This window comes from Leuconostoc sp. C5 (assembly GCF_056530425.1).
In genome coordinates this window covers 1499144-1519113 of record NZ_CP134351.1, presented here as the reverse complement: position 1 = coordinate 1519113, position 19970 = coordinate 1499144, and the positions used below count along the sequence as shown (strand labels likewise).

The 19970-nt window shown below is 38.3% G+C and carries 14 protein-coding genes; all 14 read left to right on the top strand.

Translation table 11 applies throughout. The features are described from left to right. The first annotated feature begins 52 nt into the window (after window positions 1-52). The 14 genes from RHP56_RS07600 to smc all read left to right on the top strand — a co-directional run bounded on the left by RHP56_RS07600 (window position 53) and on the right by smc (window position 19903). Window positions 53-1039 carry a diacylglycerol kinase family lipid kinase gene (locus tag RHP56_RS07600; protein WP_011680237.1) on the top strand — a complete coding sequence of 329 codons (987 nt, stop codon included), beginning with the start codon at window positions 53-55 and terminating at the stop codon, window positions 1037-1039. Window positions 1040-1119: 80 nt separating this feature from the next. Continuing rightward, on the top strand, window positions 1120-2514 hold the full coding sequence (gene rlmD / locus RHP56_RS07595) for a 23S rRNA (uracil(1939)-C(5))-methyltransferase RlmD (protein ID WP_061515024.1): 1395 nt from the start codon (window positions 1120-1122) through the stop codon (window positions 2512-2514). 140 nt (window positions 2515-2654) lie between these two features. Then, window positions 2655-5219 carry a DNA mismatch repair protein MutS gene (gene mutS, locus RHP56_RS07590; RefSeq protein WP_102753264.1) on the top strand — a complete coding sequence of 855 codons (2565 nt, stop codon included), beginning with the start codon at window positions 2655-2657 and terminating at the stop codon, window positions 5217-5219. A 4-nt stretch (window positions 5220-5223) separates the two neighbouring features. Further along, on the top strand, window positions 5224-7170 hold the full coding sequence (gene mutL / locus RHP56_RS07585; RefSeq protein WP_014325040.1) for a DNA mismatch repair endonuclease MutL: 1947 nt from the start codon (window positions 5224-5226) through the stop codon (window positions 7168-7170). Between the two features lie 475 nt (window positions 7171-7645). Next, entirely contained in the window at window positions 7646-7873 is a 228-nt protein-coding gene (locus RHP56_RS07580; RefSeq protein ID WP_011680232.1) for a CsbD family protein, read from the top strand. A gap of 192 nt (window positions 7874-8065) precedes the next feature. Further along, a complete protein-coding gene (locus tag RHP56_RS07575) occupies window positions 8066-8587 on the top strand; it encodes a YehS family protein (protein ID WP_031296130.1) in 522 nt (173 codons plus the stop codon). Window positions 8588-8651: 64 nt separating this feature from the next. After that, window positions 8652-9065, top strand: coding sequence for a nucleoside-diphosphate kinase (gene ndk / locus RHP56_RS07570; RefSeq protein ID WP_014325038.1), 414 nt, complete (start codon window positions 8652-8654; stop codon window positions 9063-9065). Between the two features lie 190 nt (window positions 9066-9255). Then, on the top strand, window positions 9256-10134 hold the full coding sequence (gene murB, locus RHP56_RS07565) for a UDP-N-acetylmuramate dehydrogenase (protein WP_011680231.1): 879 nt from the start codon (window positions 9256-9258) through the stop codon (window positions 10132-10134). 3 nt (window positions 10135-10137) lie between these two features. Then, complete coding sequence (locus RHP56_RS07560; RefSeq protein ID WP_102753371.1) at window positions 10138-12234, top strand: Na+/H+ antiporter; 2097 nt, start codon at window positions 10138-10140, stop codon at window positions 12232-12234. Window positions 12235-12240: 6 nt separating this feature from the next. Further along, window positions 12241-13062, top strand: a complete 822-nt coding sequence (gene cdaA / locus RHP56_RS07555) for a diadenylate cyclase CdaA (RefSeq protein ID WP_011680229.1) — start codon at window positions 12241-12243, stop codon at window positions 13060-13062. Beyond that, window positions 13059-14156, top strand: a complete 1098-nt coding sequence (locus tag RHP56_RS07550) for a CdaR family protein (protein WP_102753370.1) — start codon at window positions 13059-13061, stop codon at window positions 14154-14156. The genes cdaA and RHP56_RS07550 overlap by 4 nt, the downstream gene beginning before the upstream one ends. 3 nt (window positions 14157-14159) lie before the next feature. Then, window positions 14160-15527, top strand: a complete 1368-nt coding sequence (glmM, locus tag RHP56_RS07545; RefSeq protein WP_011680227.1) for a phosphoglucosamine mutase — start codon at window positions 14160-14162, stop codon at window positions 15525-15527. A 111-nt stretch (window positions 15528-15638) separates the two neighbouring features. Continuing rightward, entirely contained in the window at window positions 15639-16349 is a 711-nt protein-coding gene (rnc, locus tag RHP56_RS07540; RefSeq protein WP_011680226.1) for a ribonuclease III, read from the top strand. Next, window positions 16346-19903 carry a chromosome segregation protein SMC gene (smc, locus tag RHP56_RS07535; RefSeq protein WP_102753369.1) on the top strand — a complete coding sequence of 1186 codons (3558 nt, stop codon included), beginning with the start codon at window positions 16346-16348 and terminating at the stop codon, window positions 19901-19903. Before rnc ends, smc begins: the two co-directional genes overlap by 4 nt. The last annotated feature ends 67 nt before the right edge of the window (window positions 19904-19970 follow it).

Genomic DNA, 19970 nt, shown 5'->3' with positions numbered 1-19970 from the left:
GAGATTTTTCTCGCGTACATATTGTAAGCTGAAAGGAAAAGTGTTTGCCGGCATGAAACGAGCAAGAATTATCTATAATCCAACTTCGGGTCGAGAGGCTATTAAACGCGAGATGCTTGATATCCTCGCAGTTTATGAAAAAGCTGGGTATGAAACTTCGGCTTTTGCCACTACACCAGAACCACTGAGTGCGGCGAAAGAAGCAAGGCGTGCTGCTGAGGCTGGTTTTGATCTTATTGTCGCAGCAGGTGGAGATGGAACAATTAACGAGGTTGTTAATGGATTATCTCCCTTAACAAAGCGCCCGATGATGGCAGTCATACCGGCGGGTACAACCAATGATTATGCACGTGCATTAAAATTACCTCGCGATGAGCCATTAGAAGCAGCAAAAGTAATTTTGCAAAATGAAACCATTAAAATGGACATAGGCAAAATTGAAAAAGATAACGAAATTAAGTATTTTATGAATATTGCCGCTCTAGGAACTATTAGCGAGGTGACGTATGCGGTGCCTTCGTTGATGAAATCATTATATGGCTATTTGGCCTATTTAGTTAAGGGGGCAGAGCTGATTACTCGAGTTAAAGCAGTTAATGCCAAGGTTATATTTGATGATGGTGAGTATTCAGGAAAAACTTCGATGATCTTTTTGGCACTGACTAATTCTGTCGGTGGCTTTGAGTCCATCGTCCCAGATGCAAAGTTAGACGATGGTCGTTTTACGCTCTTAATCATTAAAGAAGCTAACTTGGCACAGATGCTACAGATGGTGGCGCAGATGATTAATGGCGGTAAGCATATTGATAATCCTAAGTTAATCTACAAGAAAACCAACAAAGTAGAGATCTTGCCACTAGATAATGACCAAATGAAAGTGAATTTAGATGGCGAATATGGTGGTGATGCGCCAATGAAATTTACTGATTTACAACAACATATTGAATTTGTAGCCAATCGTTCAGGCATGTCAGAAAATTCTGTAAGTGTTGCTAAACGTAAATTTGTTGAAGAAGCCGAAAAACTAGATACAAAGTAACATCAGTAAGGCGCTAATTATGGTGCCTTATTCTCATTTTAAAGTGCGTGTCAAAAGGCGCAAGAAAGAAGCAAATCATTATGGCGAAAGCTAATCGAGTATATAAAACCGAAGCACCAGTAGCTAAAAATCAGGAAATTGAAGCAACCGTGATTGATATTACATATCAAGGCATGGGTGTTGTTAAGGTTGATAATTTTCCGATATTTGTAGTTGATGCTATTCCGGGAGAAATTGTCCGCGTGAGTGTCACAAAAGTACTAAAAAGCTACGCATTTGGGCGTGTAACAAGACGTATTCAGGAATCCGAAAATCGCGTTCAAAATGCCAACAAAATAGCAATTACCACAGGCATTGCACCGCTAGCCAATTTGAAATATGAGGCACAACTGGCGTTTAAACAGCATCAAATTGAAGAATTATTTAAAAAGGTTAATGTAGATGTTGATGTGGCGCCGACTATTGGTATGGAAAATCCAACAGGGTACCGTAATAAGGCACAAGTACCTGTGCAAATGATAAATGGTAAATTAGAAACAGGTTTTTATCGTCGTGGGTCACATCGTTTAGTGCCAATTGAAGATTTTTATATCCAAGATCCCAAGGTTGATGAAGCAGTTCGTATTACGCGAGACATTTTACGTGAATTAGGTGTTTCCGCGTATGAAGAAGAAACTAAAAAAGGCGTTATTCGTCATATTATGGCACGACGGGGCTATTATTCACATGAATTAATGGTTGTTATCATCACGAATACTAAAAAGCTGCCTAATAGCGACTTAATTGCCGAAAAACTCAGTGCAAAACTACCTGAATTAAAGAGTGTTATCCACAATATCAATAATCACGATACCAATGTGATTATGGGACAATGGAATGAAACGATTTGGGGTGAAGACGATATTCACGATCAATTAATGGGTAAAGACTTTGTTATTGGGCCAAACTCTTTCTATCAGGTCAATCCTCAAACCACTTCGACCTTGTATGCGCTCGCAGCTGAAAAGGCTAATTTGAAACCGACTGACGTTGTTGTTGACGCGTATTCTGGTATCGGAACAATTACGTTATCTGTTGCGGATAAAGTGAAAAAAATATATGGTGTTGATGTTGTTGAAGGAGCAATTGAAGATGCTGAAAAAAACGCCAAAAATAATCAAATTACAAATGCCGAATTTGTATTGGCTGACGCACCAGAGCAAATGGCAAAATGGGCGGATGAAGGATTAAAGCCAAATGTTGTCTTTGTTGATCCACCACGCAAAGGGTTAACACAAGAATTGATTGATGCAGTTAAAGCAATGAATCCTGAAAAATTTGTATATATAAGTTGTAACCCAGCAACACTTGCGCGTGATGCTGTTCAAATTTTGGCTGCAGGATTTGAAATCGAAGGTGCAGTTCAGCCACTGGATCAATTCCCACAAACAACTCACGTTGAAAGCATTACAGTTTTCAAAAAAGCTGAAAATTAATAATTTAGATCCAAACAATATGCGGTACGCATCACTATGAGATTGTCCTTTCATAGCAGATGTGCGCTGCATTTTTCAGTGTGTCACAGAAATGTTTATTTGATATGTTAAAATGTAGTGTATAGAAAGAGGTATTCAACATGGCTAAAGTTGCTGAAACACCGATGATGGTGCAATATCATGAGATTAAAAGTCAATATCCTGACGCATTCGTGTTTTATCGTTTGGGTGATTTTTATGAGTTATTTGAAGATGATGCAGTGCTTGGCGCAAAATTGTTGGAGCTAACATTAACAGCACGTAATAAAAATTCTGAAAATCCGGTACCAATGGCTGGCATTCCACACCATGCTGCTCAGAATTATATTGATATTTTAGTTGATCAAGGACACAAAGTCGCTATAGTGGAGCAAATGGAAGATCCTGCCACTGCAAAGGGAATGGTGAAGCGTGACGTGGTGCAACTCATTACCCCGGGGACAAAGCTTAATAGTGGCATGGGCAATGATAAGCAAAATAATTATTTGGCTGCGGTGTTACCACGAGATAATCGTTATTTTTTGAGTTACATTGATTTATCAACGGGTGAATTAAAAACCACAACACTAAAGCGTTTTAGCGATGTAATTGATGAGCTCAGTTCACTTGAAGTTAAAGAAATTGTGTTATTAAAAGATGATGAAACAACAGAACTAGGGATAGCTAATAAGCTTGCTGAACGGGGATTGGTAATTTCTACTCAATCTGACGTAAATGTTAATGCTACAGTTAGTTTTTTGACACAGCCTTTGGTACATGAAAATGAAGCACAAGTAACCACTATTTTATTAAACTATATATTTGACACCCAGCGCCGTAATTTGGATCATATTATTCCGGCTCAAAATTATGAACGCTTGGCTTATTTGAAATTCAACCAAGATACACGGACTAATTTAGATCTTGTAAAAAACGCAAGGACAAAAAAGAAAGCAGGTTCCTTACTTGGTCTAATTGATGAAACTAAAACCGCTATGGGAGGTCGGTTACTAAAACAATGGTTGCTGCGTCCACTTCGGGATCCAGAAGACATCAATGAACGTTTAGATATGATTGAAGCATTTCAAAATGAATTTTTTGTACGTGGCGCGCTACAAGATCATTTGAAATCAGTATATGATTTGGAACGTTTAGCAGCTCGTGCTGCTATGGGCACGATGAACGCCCGAGAATTAGTACAATTAAAGCGATCATTATCTGCAATTCCAGGTATGAAGTCCGTTCTGTCCTCAAGCCAAGGTATTTTAAATCATGCTAGTCAACGACTAGAAGATATGAGTGATTTAGCTGGATTGATTGATGAAGCAATTGTTGATGACCCTCCGATTAGCATCCGTGAGGGCGATATCATCAATGATGGATTTGATTCAAAAATCGATGAATATCGTAACGTTTTGAGTCAAAATCAGAAATGGCTGGCACAATTAGAATCCGATGAGCGTGCTGCAACTGGCATTAATTCATTGAAAGTTAAGTACAATAAAAACTTTGGATTTTTCATTGAAGTATCTCGTGCAAATGTTAGTAAGTTAGAAGAAGGGCGCTATGAACGTAAGCAGACCCTGACTAATGCTGAAAGGTTTGTTACGCCTGAACTGAAGGAGCACGAGCGTTTAATTAACGAAGCGCAACTCAAAAGAACCGAGCGTGAATACGAATTGTTCATTACGATTCGTGAGCGTGTTAAAGCAAATATTTCTCGTTTACAAAAGTTGGCACGACAGGTAGCGCAATTAGACGTTCTAGCAAGCTTAGCAGATGTTGCTGACAATAATCGCTTTGTTCGTCCCACATTTACTGACGATAATATAATTAATATTAAGCAGGGACGCCATCCAGTGGTTGAAGCAATATTAGAAGCCGGTGAGTTTGTTGCTAATGATGTGAATTTGGATCAAAATACGGCAATGCAATTGATCACGGGGCCTAATATGGCTGGAAAATCAACCTATATGCGGGAGTTAGCGTTGATTGTTATTTTGGGTCAAATGGGCAGTTTTGTTCCGGCCGAAAGTGCCGTATTACCAATATTTGATCAAATATTTACCCGTATTGGCGCCAATGATGATATGGCAATGGGTCAATCGACATTTATGGTCGAAATGGCGGAAGCCAACCTAGCATTGCAAGAAGCCAGCGCGCACTCATTAATATTATTTGATGAATTAGGTCGAGGCACGGCAACTTATGATGGTATGGCATTAGCTCAAGCCATCATTGAATATTTAGATGCTCATGTACATGCTAAAACATTATTTTCAACCCATTATCATGAGTTAACGGCATTGGCAGACAAACATGAAAATATTAAAAATGTTCATGTGGGCGCTGTTGAAGATGAATCGGGTGAGTTACACTTCTTGCATCAGATTCAACAAGGACCAGCTGACAAATCGTATGGCATTCACGTTGCTGCACTAGCCGGATTGCCTGACGAATTAATTGCAAATGCAACAACAATTTTATCAGGATTAGAAAATCAAGAAGCATTAGTACCTGAACCAAAAGCTTCAGGGTTGTCTGAGCAAGTGGCATTGTTCAATGTTTCGGATGTTGATCCTAAAACAGAAACATTATTTCAAAAATTAGATAGCATCAACATATCAAAAATGACACCGCTAGAAGCATTAAATGTATTGGCAGAATTACAAAAATTGAGGAAGTAAGACAGTGCGCATACATGAATTATCAAATTTATTAGCTAACCAAATTGCCGCTGGTGAGGTCATTGAGCGTCCAGCCAGTGTTGTAAAAGAATTAGTTGAAAATGCTATTGATGCAGGGGCAACACAAATTGATGTCATCGTAGAAGAAGCCGGTGAGTCATTAATTCGTGTTGTCGATAATGGTGAAGGAATTAACCCAGAAGATGTACCGTTAGCTTTTACTAGGCATGCTACTAGTAAAATTAGCAATCGACATGATTTGTTTAATATTATGTCTCTTGGATTCCGTGGAGAAGCTTTGCCGTCGATAGCAGCTATTTCTGATGTAACCCTGAATACCACTACTCAAGAAGCGCCAAGTGGGATCATGTATCATATCAAAGGTGGCAAGCAAGTTTCTGCAACGCCAGCCAACGGACGGCGAGGAACGGTGGTTTCTGTTAGAGATCTATTTTACAATACCCCAGCTAGATTAAAATACTTGAAACGGCCGCAAACAGAGTTGTCTCGTATCGCTGATATTATGAATCGTATTGCGTTGTCATATACGAATGTTGCCTTCACTGTAACTGCTGATGGACGTAATATTTTACAAACAAATGGGGATGGTAATCAGCAACGTGTTATCGCTGCGATATATGGACGTGACGTTGCGCAAAAAATGCGTGCAATTACTGGCGAAGATGATGATTTTAATATTACAGGGTTTGTGTCATTACCAGAACTCACGCGAGGTTCGCGGGATTACTTAACGATATTGGTTAATGGCCGTTTTATTAAAAATTTTTCCGTATCAAATGCAGTTATTCGTGGATATGGGTCAAAGCTGATGGTTGGTCGTTTTCCAATGGGTGTCATCAACATCAATACAGATCCTTTATTAGTTGATGTTAACGTACATCCGCAAAAAGCTGAAATTCGATTATCAAAAGAAGCCGAACTATCAGCATTAATTATTGATACTATTAAATCTTGCTTTGCTGATGAAAATTTAATTCCAGATGCTTATGAAAATCTATATGGACAGGCTCAGACTAACAAAATTGAGCCACCAGCACCAAAGCAAGTAGCACCATGGGCTAAGCCAGATATGGAACAGACTATTGCAATCAATACAGGTATGGATAGCAATGAAGTGGTCATCAATCAAGAGGCAGATTTGATGAACCATGCAGTTAATGAGTTTACTCAAAAATATGCTCACGAACCTAACTTACCAATATTTGATGATGAAATAACTGTGCAAGTTTCTGAAGATATATCCAGCTATAATAAGCCAGATATACCAACCCAAGAAGAATTAGACATTTCACCAAAGAAACCGAGCGGATTTCCCAGCCTAGAATACATTGGACAAATGCATGGTACGTTTTTGTTTGCTCAAAGTAGCGAAGGATTCTATTTGATTGACCAACATGCTGCACAAGAACGTGTGAAGTATGAATATTATCGAAAAGAAATTGGTCAGGTTGGCACGGATAAGCAACGAATGTTAGTGCCAATCACCATTAACTATTCTGTAGCTGATATGTTGAAGATTGCCGATAAGGAAGCCGAATTAGAGGCTATTGGCTTGACGCTAGAACCATTCGGGCCAACAACAGTAATTGTCCGTGAACATCCAACATGGTTTGAAAAGGGCCAAGAGACTGAAACGATTAAAGAAATGGTTGATTGGATATTACGAGACGGTAATTTGACAGTTGCCGAATTTCGTGAACGGACAGCAATTATGATGAGCTGTAAACGCTCAGTCCGTGCCAACATGCATTTAAGCGACTTACAAGCTCGGACGTTGCTCGAATCACTTGCCTCGACTGAGAACCCTTATAATTGTCCTCATGGTCGTCCAGTGGTGACGTCATTTACACTAACTGAAATGGAAAAAATGTTTAAACGCATTCAAGATTCACATGAGGCATGGGAGGAATATGATAACCATCCATATTAACCATTTGTAACACATTAGTTTTTCTAGTTACTTCATATTTTTTGGGATAGATTTGTTATCACATTATTATTTAATAAAGTAAAAATGGATTAATTTTTCACTTGCGTAACTCAAAATTATTCGATAAAATATGATTTCAAACAATTGATGGGAGAAATTGTAATGGCATTGAATACAAAATTAAATCAGACAAAAAATAATGTTAAAAAAATACTAAAATTATTAAAGACAATAGTAAGCAAGTTGTTAAAAATTCAATTGAAGACTTCAAACATGATAGTGTTCCTATGGAACATAAGAAGTAACCTCTTAATGCTCTTTACATAAAATCTGGTGATGATCTTGCCTCGAATATTTATTCACAGCACATGGCTTTGGAAAAAAAATGATTTGTGCGAGGCATATGCTTTTACAAGCGCTTACAGTTGCGTTATACTTACCACACAACATCGAATATCATTCAAGGAGGACGCTCATGTCATTTGAAGAAAAGTTTGATAATGCTAAAGATAAAATTGCTGGTAAGGCAAAAGAACTTGAAGGAAAAATTACCGGTGATAAAGCACGTGAAGTCGAAGGTAAGACCCAAAATGTTAAGGGCGAAGCCAAAGATGATGTACAAAAGGTTCGAGATGTTGCCCATGACGATGTCGATGCCGTAAAAGATGCTTTGAAAAATAAAAAAGATAATCCAGAAAAATAATAAGTTTACAATTGCATATCAAAAAGGCTGGCTAGGGAATTCCGATCGGCCTTTTTTGTATGATATAATTAGACTTACGGATACAACTGTCTTTTCTACAGGGTAGTTTGAAGAGAAAAATAAAAGGAAAATAATAGAGAAAAATAGTTGACATTTGGACAATATATTTTCTATTTACTAGGTTCTACAATAATGGCTTTTAATAATAATGATATAATTATTCGTTTACGTTACGCACTCAACATAAAAGATGCTGATATGATCAAAATTTTTAAATTTGGTGGCGTAACAATAGATGAAGATCAATTACACAATCTATTGACAAAACAAGCAGAAGATACGAAACGTGATGAGAAGGTCGCTACAAAAATACTTGAATCATTTATGAATGGCTTGATTATTTCACAACGTGGTGAAAAAATTGGTCCCGATTTAAAGCCTGTTCCACCAACATTTGATATGGTCAACGAGGCAGCGATAAATAATGTTGTTATCAAAAAATTGAAAATTGCGATGGCCTATACTAGTGATGATTTAATTGGTTTCTTAAAAACGGCAGGTATTCAAATTTCTAATAGTGAGTTAAGTGCAATATTACGTCGACCGGATCATCGAAATTATAAACCGGCTGGTGATCGCTATCTTCGTAATATTTTAAAAGGGATGGCCATGGAGTACCGTCCTGAGGATGTCAAACGCACAGCAAGAAAGTAGTATTGTGAACGTTTTCATATATGTGTACAATTAAGTTAGAGACTTAATTATAAGGAGGAAATATATGGTAGAACGTACTTTTATGATGATTAAACCGGATGGCGTTTCGCGTGGCAAAATTGGTGAGATTATTCAGCGAATTGAGCATAAAGGCTATGCGATTAAAGCGATGAAAATGGTACAACCTACTCCTGAATTACTAGCAAAGCATTATGCTGAACATGTGGGCAAATCATTTTATCCTTCGTTAGTGCAGTATATGACTTCGGGCCCGATTATTGCGATGATTGGAGAAGGAACCAACATTGTATCGGGCTGGCGAACAATTATGGGAACGACCAATCCAACACTAGCTGCACCGGGAACTATTCGTGGTGATTTAGGTCGTGAATGGGAAGGGGAAGCTGTTATGAATATTGTTCATGGTTCGGACAGTGTTGAAGCGGCCGAATATGAAATCAAATTATGGTTTGCGTAACGCAGTGTAAGATGAATGATGTTTTTAATAGTTAAAGTGAATTGATTAAGCACTCACGGGAATTGATTTAAATCCACTTGGGCGCTTTTTTATTTTGTTTTTTCAATAATATATTAGCGATTTAACATAATTTTAAAGAATTACCTAAAGTTTGGTAAAATAGTACATATGGACTTGGAGACAAAATTTAATGCAATTAGAAAATATTGAAATACTAGAGAATCATTCACTAGCACCATATGCTTATACGCAAGCTGGTGGATTGGTTGATTATTTAGCCATCCCCAAAAGTATTCATGAATTGAAAGTACTGGTGAACTGGGCTAAAGAGTTAGGCATGCCTGTGCAAGTTTTTGGTCGGCTATCCAATTTAATCGTTCGCAATGGTGGTCTACGGGGACTATCCATCTTACTACATGATTTACGGGACGTCGTTGTGGATCAAAATAAAATCGTAGCATCAGCTGGTGCTGATTTAATTTGGGTAACTGAGCAAGCGTTTGAACATGGGCTGAGTGGTTTAGAGTGGGGCGCAGGAATTCCAGGGTCAGTTGGCGGAGCTGTATTCATGAATGCAGGCGCTTATGGGGGGCAAGTTGATATGGTTGTGTCATCTGTCACTGCTTTAATGCCAGATGGCACTCTGCAAAATTTTGAAAAAAAGGCATTGGAATTTGGTTACCGAAAATCTGTTTTCCAGAGCAACGGTGGCATTATAATTAGTGCGACTTTTGAATTACAACCAGATAGTTGCACTGCTATCAGGACACGAATGGATGAAAATAATTTTAAACGTGCTAATAAACAACCACTAAATTATCCATCGAATGGCTCCGTTTTTAAGCGGCCAGAAGGTTACTTTGCAGGTAAATTGATTATGGATTCTAAATTACAAGGTGTCCGCCGCGGCGGTGTTGAAGTTTCCAAAAAGCATGCGGGATTCATGGTCAATATCGCACATGGCACCGGTAATGACTATGAGGATTTAATTCATTATGTACAAAAAACAGTGTATGAAAAATTTGGTGTGCATTTAGAAACAGAAGTCAGAATAATGGGAGAGCGTTAAGGAATGGCAATATTAGAATTAATTGTAATATTAATTGTTGCGGTAACCATCTCTAACATTGTGTCGCATTTTATACCTGAGATACCTATCAGTTTATTTCAGATTGCGATTGGTCTCTTTCTAGCACTGGTATGTGGTATTTACGTTGAAGTTGATTCAGAGTGGTTTATGCTATTGTTTATAGCACCATTATTGTTTAACGATGCATGGCGTTTTCCAAAACATGAACTTTGGGAATTACGTGGGCCGATTTTAGGTAATTCAATTATTTTGGTTATCTTAACAACGTTAGTCGGTGGATTTTTAATGCACCTATTAATGCCTCAACTACCAAAATCAGTGGCTTTGGCCCTAGCGGCCGTGATATCACCAACTGATCCGGTGGCTGTGCAAGCCATTGCTCGGCGTGTGAAGCTTCCGGAAAATGTGATGCATATTGTTTCAGGAGAAAGTTTAATCAACGACGCGAGTGGGTTGGTTAGTTTTAATACGGCGATTAAAGCCACCATCGCAGGTACTTTTCTAATTGGTGAAGCCATTGGAAACTTCTTTTGGATGACTATTGTCGGATTAGCTGTTGGGCTAATTCTTGGTAGTTTTGTTAGCTGGCTACGTGACTCTTTTGATCGTGTTGGCTTGAATGATGTGGTTTTCCATACGGTTGTGACTTTGTTAATGCCATTCGTTATTTATTGGGTTGCTGAGGACATTTTTCACTCCTCTGGTGTAATTGCAGTTGTGGCTGGTGGCGTTTTATCGAAAATTTTGAGCGATCAGCATATGAATGCGCGTTCACCTGAAATAAATGTGGTCACAGTACGTACTTGGGAAGTATTTGTTTATTTGCTAAATGGCACAATTTTTATCTTACTAGGTATTGAACTTCCTGCTGCCATGAAAGATATTGTGCGTAGTACGCAGGTTCATACGGGTATGGCCATCTTTTATGGTGTTGCCGTTTGGTTTATCATATTTACTATTCGTACATTTTGGGCTTACGGCACGCAAATTACATATCATTTAAAACATAAGGAACGCGCCATTTCTTTTAGAATGGCAATCATATCGGGCCTTACTGGTGTTCGTGGTGCGGTTACAATGGCCGCTGTTCTAACTGTTCCATCGACTATTGCAGACGGATCGGCTTTTCCACAACGTAATTTACTCGTTTTTGTGGCGGCAGTAGTGGTGATTATTAGTCTGTTGGTGGCCACAATTATGTTGCCAATTGTTACCAAACAACGAACCACACATGATTTTACACAACCAGAAGTGGGCGAAGTTGAAACATCAAGTACCCATGAATCTAAAGTTGATTTAACCGAGGCACAAGCGAGAATATTTTCCATTCGAATTGGTGTACAAGTTCTCCGTGAGCAACAAAATGATCATAATAGAATTATTGTCTATGAATTAATTGGTAGAAAACAACAAATTATTGACCAGATTTATCGACAGTTAAACAAAAGTAATGATCATAAAGTTAATATTGAAGATGATCGAGAATTGCGACGCGTCGCATTAGAAGCGCAACGAAATTGCTTACGTCAACTGCTAGCCGATGAAAAAATATCTATACTAACTTATTCTTCTCAAAATCGACGTTTAGATCGTCTAGAGAATATGATTGATTCTGATAAACACTATCATTTATCTACCCAGTGGATTATTATATTGTGGCGGCGTACGCTAAGAAGTATTCGGATTTGGATTTCGGATGAGTCAACTGACCAATTTCGTGAAGAAAGTTCAATGGCCACTAAAGAAATGGCCAAGGAAGCCATTCAGTCTTTGTCTGAATATATGGAAAAGTATACAGGTGATACTGTTTCACATCGAATGGAACGCCAAGCGGCTTATAATTTGATTATATTTTATCGTAATCAGATTGAAAAAGAACGTCACCCTGATACACCAGAACAACGTGAACTAGATGATAGATATCGAATGGAATTGGAAATCAAAGCATTAAATGTGGAACGTGAAACGATTCAACAACTTTATGAACAAGGGCGTATTTCAAGACAAGCAGGCGTGAACATACGTCAGTTTATCAATTATGCCGAAACAGCTGCTCTAGCAGGAAGGGATGAGGAATAGCTAAGTATGAATATTCTACTATATTTTACATTTAATAACCTAATGCATGTCATTGACATCGCTATTATATGGTTTATTTTGTATAAGCTCATTCAATTTGTCGAAGGAACCCGCGCTTTGCAGATATTGTTTGGAGTAGGCTTCGTTATTTTGGTTAAGGTAGTGAGTTGGTACCTTGGTTTAGTAACCCTATCATGGATTATGGATCAAATAATTACATGGGCTCCAATAGCAGTGGTAGTTATTTTCCAACAAGAGATTCGACGAGGATTAGAAAGCTTGGGACGACGTTTGGTTATTCGACGTGCTCGTGTGGATAATTCTAAAGAACATCAACTCATTAAGAGTCTAGATGATGCTTTGCAGTACATGTCTAAACGGCGAATAGGTGCCTTAATTACGATAAAACGTGATGGTAGTTTAGATGAATATATCAAAACTGGCATAAAGTTAGATGCCTACATTACCGGTCAGTTATTAATTAATACGTTTATTCCTAACACACCTTTACATGATGGTGCCGTGATTATTGATGATGATCGCATTGCTGTTGCTGCAGCATATTTACCATTATCAGAAAGTACGCGAATACCAAAGGAACTGGGAACACGTCATCGGGCTGCTGTTGGTATTAGTGAAGCAAGTGATGCAATTACAGTGGTTGTTTCTGAAGAAACAGGGGAAATATCGATCACTCAAGGGGGGGATTTACTTCGCAATATGGACCAAGAGTCTTACATGAACTTTTTTGAACATCAATTTTTGGTGCAAATTGACGAAGAAAATGACAAACACTGGTGGCAAAAGATTGGAGGACGTTCAAAATGAAAAAAATAGGACAGTCTAAAATCGTTAATTTGGTGGTTTCCTTAGTTATCGCCATTTTACTTGCCGCTTATGTTTCTAGTACGAAACAAGGTACTGCTACTAACAATGGAGGGTCAACAAATTTTTCAACGTTGATTCCAGAAAAAAGGGCTACCCTAAAGGTACCTTTAAATTTACAAGTTGATTCAGATAAATATGTTGTTATCGGCGCCCCGTCAACAGTTAAGGTTGGTATTGAGGGATCGGGACCACTGGTGACAGCTGCACAGAGTCATAATGACATTCAAGCTAGCGTAGATTTACGTAGCTTAGGTGTTGGTAAGCACAATGTTAAGGTGGCTTTACGAGGCGTTAACTCTTCCCTAACATCTACGGTAACGCCACAAACAGTCACGGTGACAATTTCCCAAAAGAAATCGGCAAAACTGCCGGTGCAGGTTAGTTTCGATAAAAGTAAGATTACGACCGGATACACGGTTGGAGATACAACATCAGATCCAAAAAATGTCACGATTTCAGGACCTAAGGCTAACGTCGAAGCTGTGAGTTATGTAGATGCCAAAGTGTCACTTGATAGTGGTGTTAAACAGTCTGTCTCACAATCTGTCAAACTTGTTGCACGAGATAAAGATGGTAATGCAGTTGAGGTTAATATCAGTGATCCAACGGCGAATGTCACGTTAGATGTAGAACCTGAAGACAGTAAAAAAATGAATTTGAGCGCAACAATAAACAATGGTGACAGTGATGACTATACGATTACATTTGATCCAAAAACGGTGACGGCATATGGTTCTTCTGATATACTTAAATCGGTGGACACTATTAATATACCAGTGGATGTTGGAAATATTAGCAATAAAACAACGCGTACTATAGAGATTCCTACACAAACAGGGATTGTTGAATATAGTGTTTCAAAAGTAAAAGTAACTATTACACCGTCAAACACCAGCTCAACAAGTAGCAGTTCGACGGGGAGCACGAGCAGCAGCTCTAGTTCATCATCTTCATCATCCTCTGAATCAACAAGCAGTACAAGTAGTAGTACTCAAAGTAGTGCAAGCACAACATCAGAAACTAAAGGACAGTAAAATATGTCAGAATTTAATCTTAAATATTTCGGAACCGATGGTGTAAGAGGTGTTGCAAATAAAACACTTACACCTGAGCTTGCTTTTCGTCTTGGTCGTACAGGTGGTGCAATATTAACCAGGCATGCCAACGATGAAAACAAGAAACCAGTTGTTATTGTAGGTCGTGATACTCGAATTTCAGGCGAAATGTTACAACAAGCCATTATTGCAGGATTTTTATCAGTTGGTATTGATGTGCTGCGGTTAGGCGTTATTACTACGCCAGCTGTAGCTTTTCTGGTTCAAAATTTAGAGGCAGACGCTGGTGTGCAGATTACAGCTTCACATAATCCGGCAGCTGACAATGGCATAAAATTCTTTGGAAATGATGGTTTCAAATTATCTGACCAATTAGAATATGAAATTGAACAATTATTAGATGAATCAGAAGATACACTACCTCGTCCCAGTGCTGATGGATTAGGTGTCGTTAATAATTATCCGGAAGGCGTTCAAAAGTACCTAGAATTTCTTCAAAAAACAATTCCAACAGACCTTAATGGTATGCGAATTGCTCTTGATGGTGCTAATGGCGCTACCAGCGGTTTATTAGCACGATTGTTTGCGGATTTGGGAACAGATTTCGTAACATTAGGAACAGAACCAAATGGGCTAAATATTAATGATGGCGTTGGATCTACTAATCCAGCGGCGCTTGCTGAACTTGTAAAAGAAAATGATGTACAAGCAGGTCTAGCATTTGATGGTGATGGGGATCGATTAATTGCTGTTGATGAAAATGGTGAGATTGTTGATGGTGATAAAATTATGTTTATCACTGGAAAATTCTTAAATGAACAAGGGCGTTTAAAGCACAATGCAGTTGTCTCAACGGTAATGAGTAATATTGGTTTCTATAAGGCGTTGGCAGAAAATGATATGACTAGTATCAAAACAGCAGTCGGTGACCGCTATGTTATGGAAGAAATGATTAAATCGGACCATAATCTTGGTGGCGAACAGTCTGGTCACATTATTTTTCGTGATTGGGCAACAACTGGAGATGGCTTACTAACGGCTCTACAATTGTTATATGTAATGAAAGAGACGGGAAAGAAGCTATCTGAACTGGCAGCTCCTGTTCATATTTATCCACAAAAATTAGTGAATATAACTGTCGCTGATAAAGAAGAAATTCAGCATGATCCTGATGTTATTGCCAAAATTGCTGAGGTTGAAGCGCAGATGGCAGGGGACGGTCGAGTATTAGTCCGCCCTTCAGGAACAGAACCTTTACTACGTGTCATGGTGGAAGCACCAACGCAAGAGTTAGTGGAAAAGTATACTGAATCCATCGCAAATGTTGTTCGTGAAAAATCTGGACTATAAAGCATACGATTACTACTATGATCTTTAGATTGAGTGGCTATAACTTTTCGAAAAGTATGGCCACTTTTTTGATATAATATACTATAGACTACGCTTTAAAAGGAAAATAACGTGTCACAAGACAGTTTTAAATCATACATTTTAAAAAAATTTAATATCTCATTTAATGACGAAAGCTTATTAACAGAAGCTTTAACGCAACGTAACTATTTGAATGAACATCCGGACGAAAAAGGTCGCGACTACCAGCGTCTGGAGTTTCTAGGTGACTCTGTCATGCAAATGATTGTTGCTGAGTATTTGTTTAAGCGCTATCCTGACTGGCATGAAGGTCAATTGACCGAAATGCGTATTGCAATGGTTCAAACAAGATCATTTGCGCATTTCTCACGCATGGTTCATTTAAACGAAGGTATTCGTTTAGGAAAAGGTGAAGAGATGAGCGGGGCGCGGGATCGCGACTCATTGCTTGAAGATATTTGGGAAGCTTTTATTGGTGCATTGTATCTAGATCAAGGGGCAGATGTCGTTAGACAATTCTTAAATCAAACATTATTTGCAGCAATTGATACAGACTTTTTTGATCGTTTTATTGATTTTAAAAGCCGATTACAAGAGCGATTACAGACCAAAGGGTCTGTGGATATTGATTATCAGACCGAAAAAGAGGAACAATTATCAGATAATACCCAATTATTTGAAGCGAGTGTCTCCGCTAATGACAAAGAATTAGCGCGTGGTACTGGTAAATCCATCAAAGATGCTGAAAAAGCAGCTGCCAGAGCAGCACTAAAAATACTGGAAGATAATGTCAACTTATGAAACTAAAATCACTTGAAATTAGCGGATTTAAATCATTTGCTGATAAGACAATGATTGAACTAATGCCGGGGATGACCGGTATTATTGGACCTAACGGTTCAGGAAAATCAAACATCATTGAAGCGATTCAATGGGTGATGGGTGAACAATCTGCCAAAGATTTGCGTGGGACAAAGATGTCCGACGTTATTTTTGGTGGTACCGATAAACGTGGTGCGTTGAATCGCGCTGAAGTGTCAATCACTTTTGATAATTCTGATCACTATGTACAATCTGATTTTAATGAAATTCGAATTACGCGAAAGTTGTATCGATCAGGTGAAAGTTCCTATTTAATTAATGGTGTTGAGAGCCGGTTGAGAGATATTCATGAATTGTTTATGGATACTGGTTTGGGACGTGAAAGTTTTTCAATAATATCCCAAGGACGAGTTGAAAGTATTTTTAATGCAAAACCTGAAGATCGACGCGGCATTATTGAAGAAGTCGCCGGCGTGTATAAATACAAGCAAAATAAAGAAAAGGCGCAAAAAGAATTAACCCAGACAAGTGATAATTTATCACGTGTGGCGGATATTATTCATGAGATTGAAAGTCGAATTGATCCATTAGCGGAGCAGGCGGCAGAAGCAACAGATTATTTAGCTCAAAAAGAACGTTTTGATACGTTAGATAAGGCGCGATTGGCATGGTCAATTCATGATCTCAATGGTCAAATATTATCAACGACTAAACAAGTAGAAACACATGACAAACGTGTTAACCAGACGAAGCTAGCACTAGATGTTGTCAATAAAAAATTATTAGACAAACGTCAAGAACGTGTTAGTGCACAATTGTCACGAGATAGCTTACAGGCTACAATTCTAGAGTGTACTCAAAAACGTGAACGTTTGATTGGCGCTAAAAATTTAGGAGCACAGCAAATTTCAACGCTAAATAGAGATGTTGAAAGTGCTAAAAAACAAGAGTTTGATTTACAAAATCGTGTTCGGAAATTAGATGAACAAATTAGCCAAGTAGAAAAACAACAAGATGGGTTACAAAAACAATACCAACAATTAAAAATTAGTCTTGGACAATTTGATACAAGTGTACAAGTTGAGTTACAACGTGAAATACAAAGCAAAATTGAAGTAAATCGACATCATTATATTCAAACAATGCAGGATATAGCTACACTGCACAACACGCAAAAAAATGACGAAAAGCTATTACAGCAGCTAGAAAGTCGTCAAAAAGTGTTGTCAGCACGTCTTGATAATGAAAACGAAGAGTTAACAGCTATTCAAAAAACGTTTAACAAAAAAGTACCAAATAGTGATCATAATGATGTAAACATTACAGAACTTGAAAAAAATGTAGCAGATTTAAAGAAAGACATTGGTAATGCAGCAAAAATATATAAGTCCACAGAGCAAAATTGGTACAAGGTATTAGATGAATTAAACAAGGCACGTAGTCATCGCGATGCACTCAATTCATTAGACGAGTATGCTGGCTTTTATCAAGGTGTTCGCGCGCTGATGCAGCCACAAACTTTAGAAAAATTTAGTGGTATTAAAGGGGTTATTGCTGAATTAATGACCGTTCCCAGTCGTTATGCTTTGGCAATTGAAACCGTATTAGGTGGTGTGTTACAACAGGTTGTAGTAGATAATACATCAACGGCCAAGCAGGTTATTTCTTATTTAACAAAAAACCGGGCGGGACGTGTTACAATTTTACCAATGGATACCATCAAATCACGTCACTTAAGCGGTCTGGAAGCAGTACAACACATGGATGGTTTTATAGGAGTTGCCGCGGATTTGATTGATATGCCTGAGGAAATGTCTGCTATTAAAGCCAACATATTAGGGACAACCGTTTTGGCGGAAAATTTAAATCAAGCAACTGAAATTGCCAAACGTGGACATTTTCGTTTTCGCGTGGTAAGTCTAAGTGGCCAAGTTGTTAATGCTGGTGGTTCTATGACAGGTGGCGCAACCCAAAAACGTGGCGCAACCTTATTGAGTCGTCAATCTGATATTGCTGAATTAAGTGAACTTGCAGATGAATTATCTGTTCAAGCAAGAACATTAGAAGAAACACTGCAGTTGAAACGTTCAACTGGTGAACAGTTACAAGAAAAACTACTTTTGGCACAAGAATCATTGCGAGCAGCTCAAAATGATACTAAAAAAATTGATTATGAGTTATCGCGGCAACAGGATGCTGTTAAGCAACAAAAAAGAGCTGTGCAAGCTATTCAATATGAATTGAAAGAAGTAAGCGAACAACAACTAGAACTGAAAAATCGCATAGCAGAGTTTAGTACTAAAATCAAAAATATTGAACAACAAAAATTGGATCAAGAACAGCTGACTGCCAAATTAGCTCATGACTTAGAGACAGCTTCAATAAAATCACAATCAACAAATGAAGAAAAAGCCACGTTGCAAACTCAGTTTGCAACAGTTGGTGCTCAGCTTGACAGTATTAATGGCCAGTTGAGTTTATTACAGAATCAACGTAATGAACTACAGAGAGAGCATAGTACTGTAGAAGAAAACTTAAAAAATCTGCAAAAACAATTGGCTATAGCGCAAGGTAATGTAGCTAACCAAAGTATAATTGATGATATGTCGCATCAACTTGATGCCACACAAGAAAAGTATGACAATATTAATACACAAATCGTGGCTTTGACGAACAGCATCACGGATTTGGAAGAGCAATTTGCAACGCAACAGGAGACTTTGAGAACGCTTATTGGATCACAAAGTCAGTCTGCAGCGCACTTGGCTCGTTTGCAGACACAGATAGAAAATCTGCAAACGCAATTACTGACGCAGTACGATGTTGGCGATGTGGAAGCTTTGTACCAAAAAGTTGCTGACATGGATTTTCAAAATATTACCGAACAGTTGCGCTTAGTTAAACGTAGTTTAGATGAAATTGGCAATGTTAACATTGGAGCTATTGAAGAGTATGAGTCTGTAAAAACACGATTTGAATTTTTGACAAAACAACGCGATGATTTGAACTCAGCTAAAGAGACACTGCTACAAACAATTGATGAAATGGATACGGAAGTACAAGTTCGTTTTAAAAAGACTTTTGATGCAGTTGCGACACATTTTTCAGATATTTATGCCAAAATGTTTGGTGGCGGTCGTGCAGAAATTAGCTTAACAGACCCAGCCCATTTATTAACAACCGGCATTGATATAACAGCGCAACCCCCTGGTAAAAAATTCCAGCAAATGAGTTTGTTGTCTGGTGGTGAAAAAGCATTGACTGCGATTACGCTGTTATTCGCTATTTTGCACGTTCGCCCTGTTCCTTTTGTTGTGCTTGATGAAGCCGAAGCTGCGTTGGATGAAGCAAATGTGGCGCGTTTTGCTAGATATTTACGTGAATTTGCTGGTGATACACAATTTATCGTTATTACGCACCGTAAGGGGACGATGGTGAATGCTAATTTGTTATATGGTGTGACGATGCAAGAAGCTGGCGTGTCAAAAATGGTCGCAGTTGATTTAGATCGAATGGAAGAAGCAGTTTCATAATTGTATAATTTGTTTAAGAAACAGCTATATGCTCAGAAGCGTGTATTACTTGGATTAGGAGAAAAAT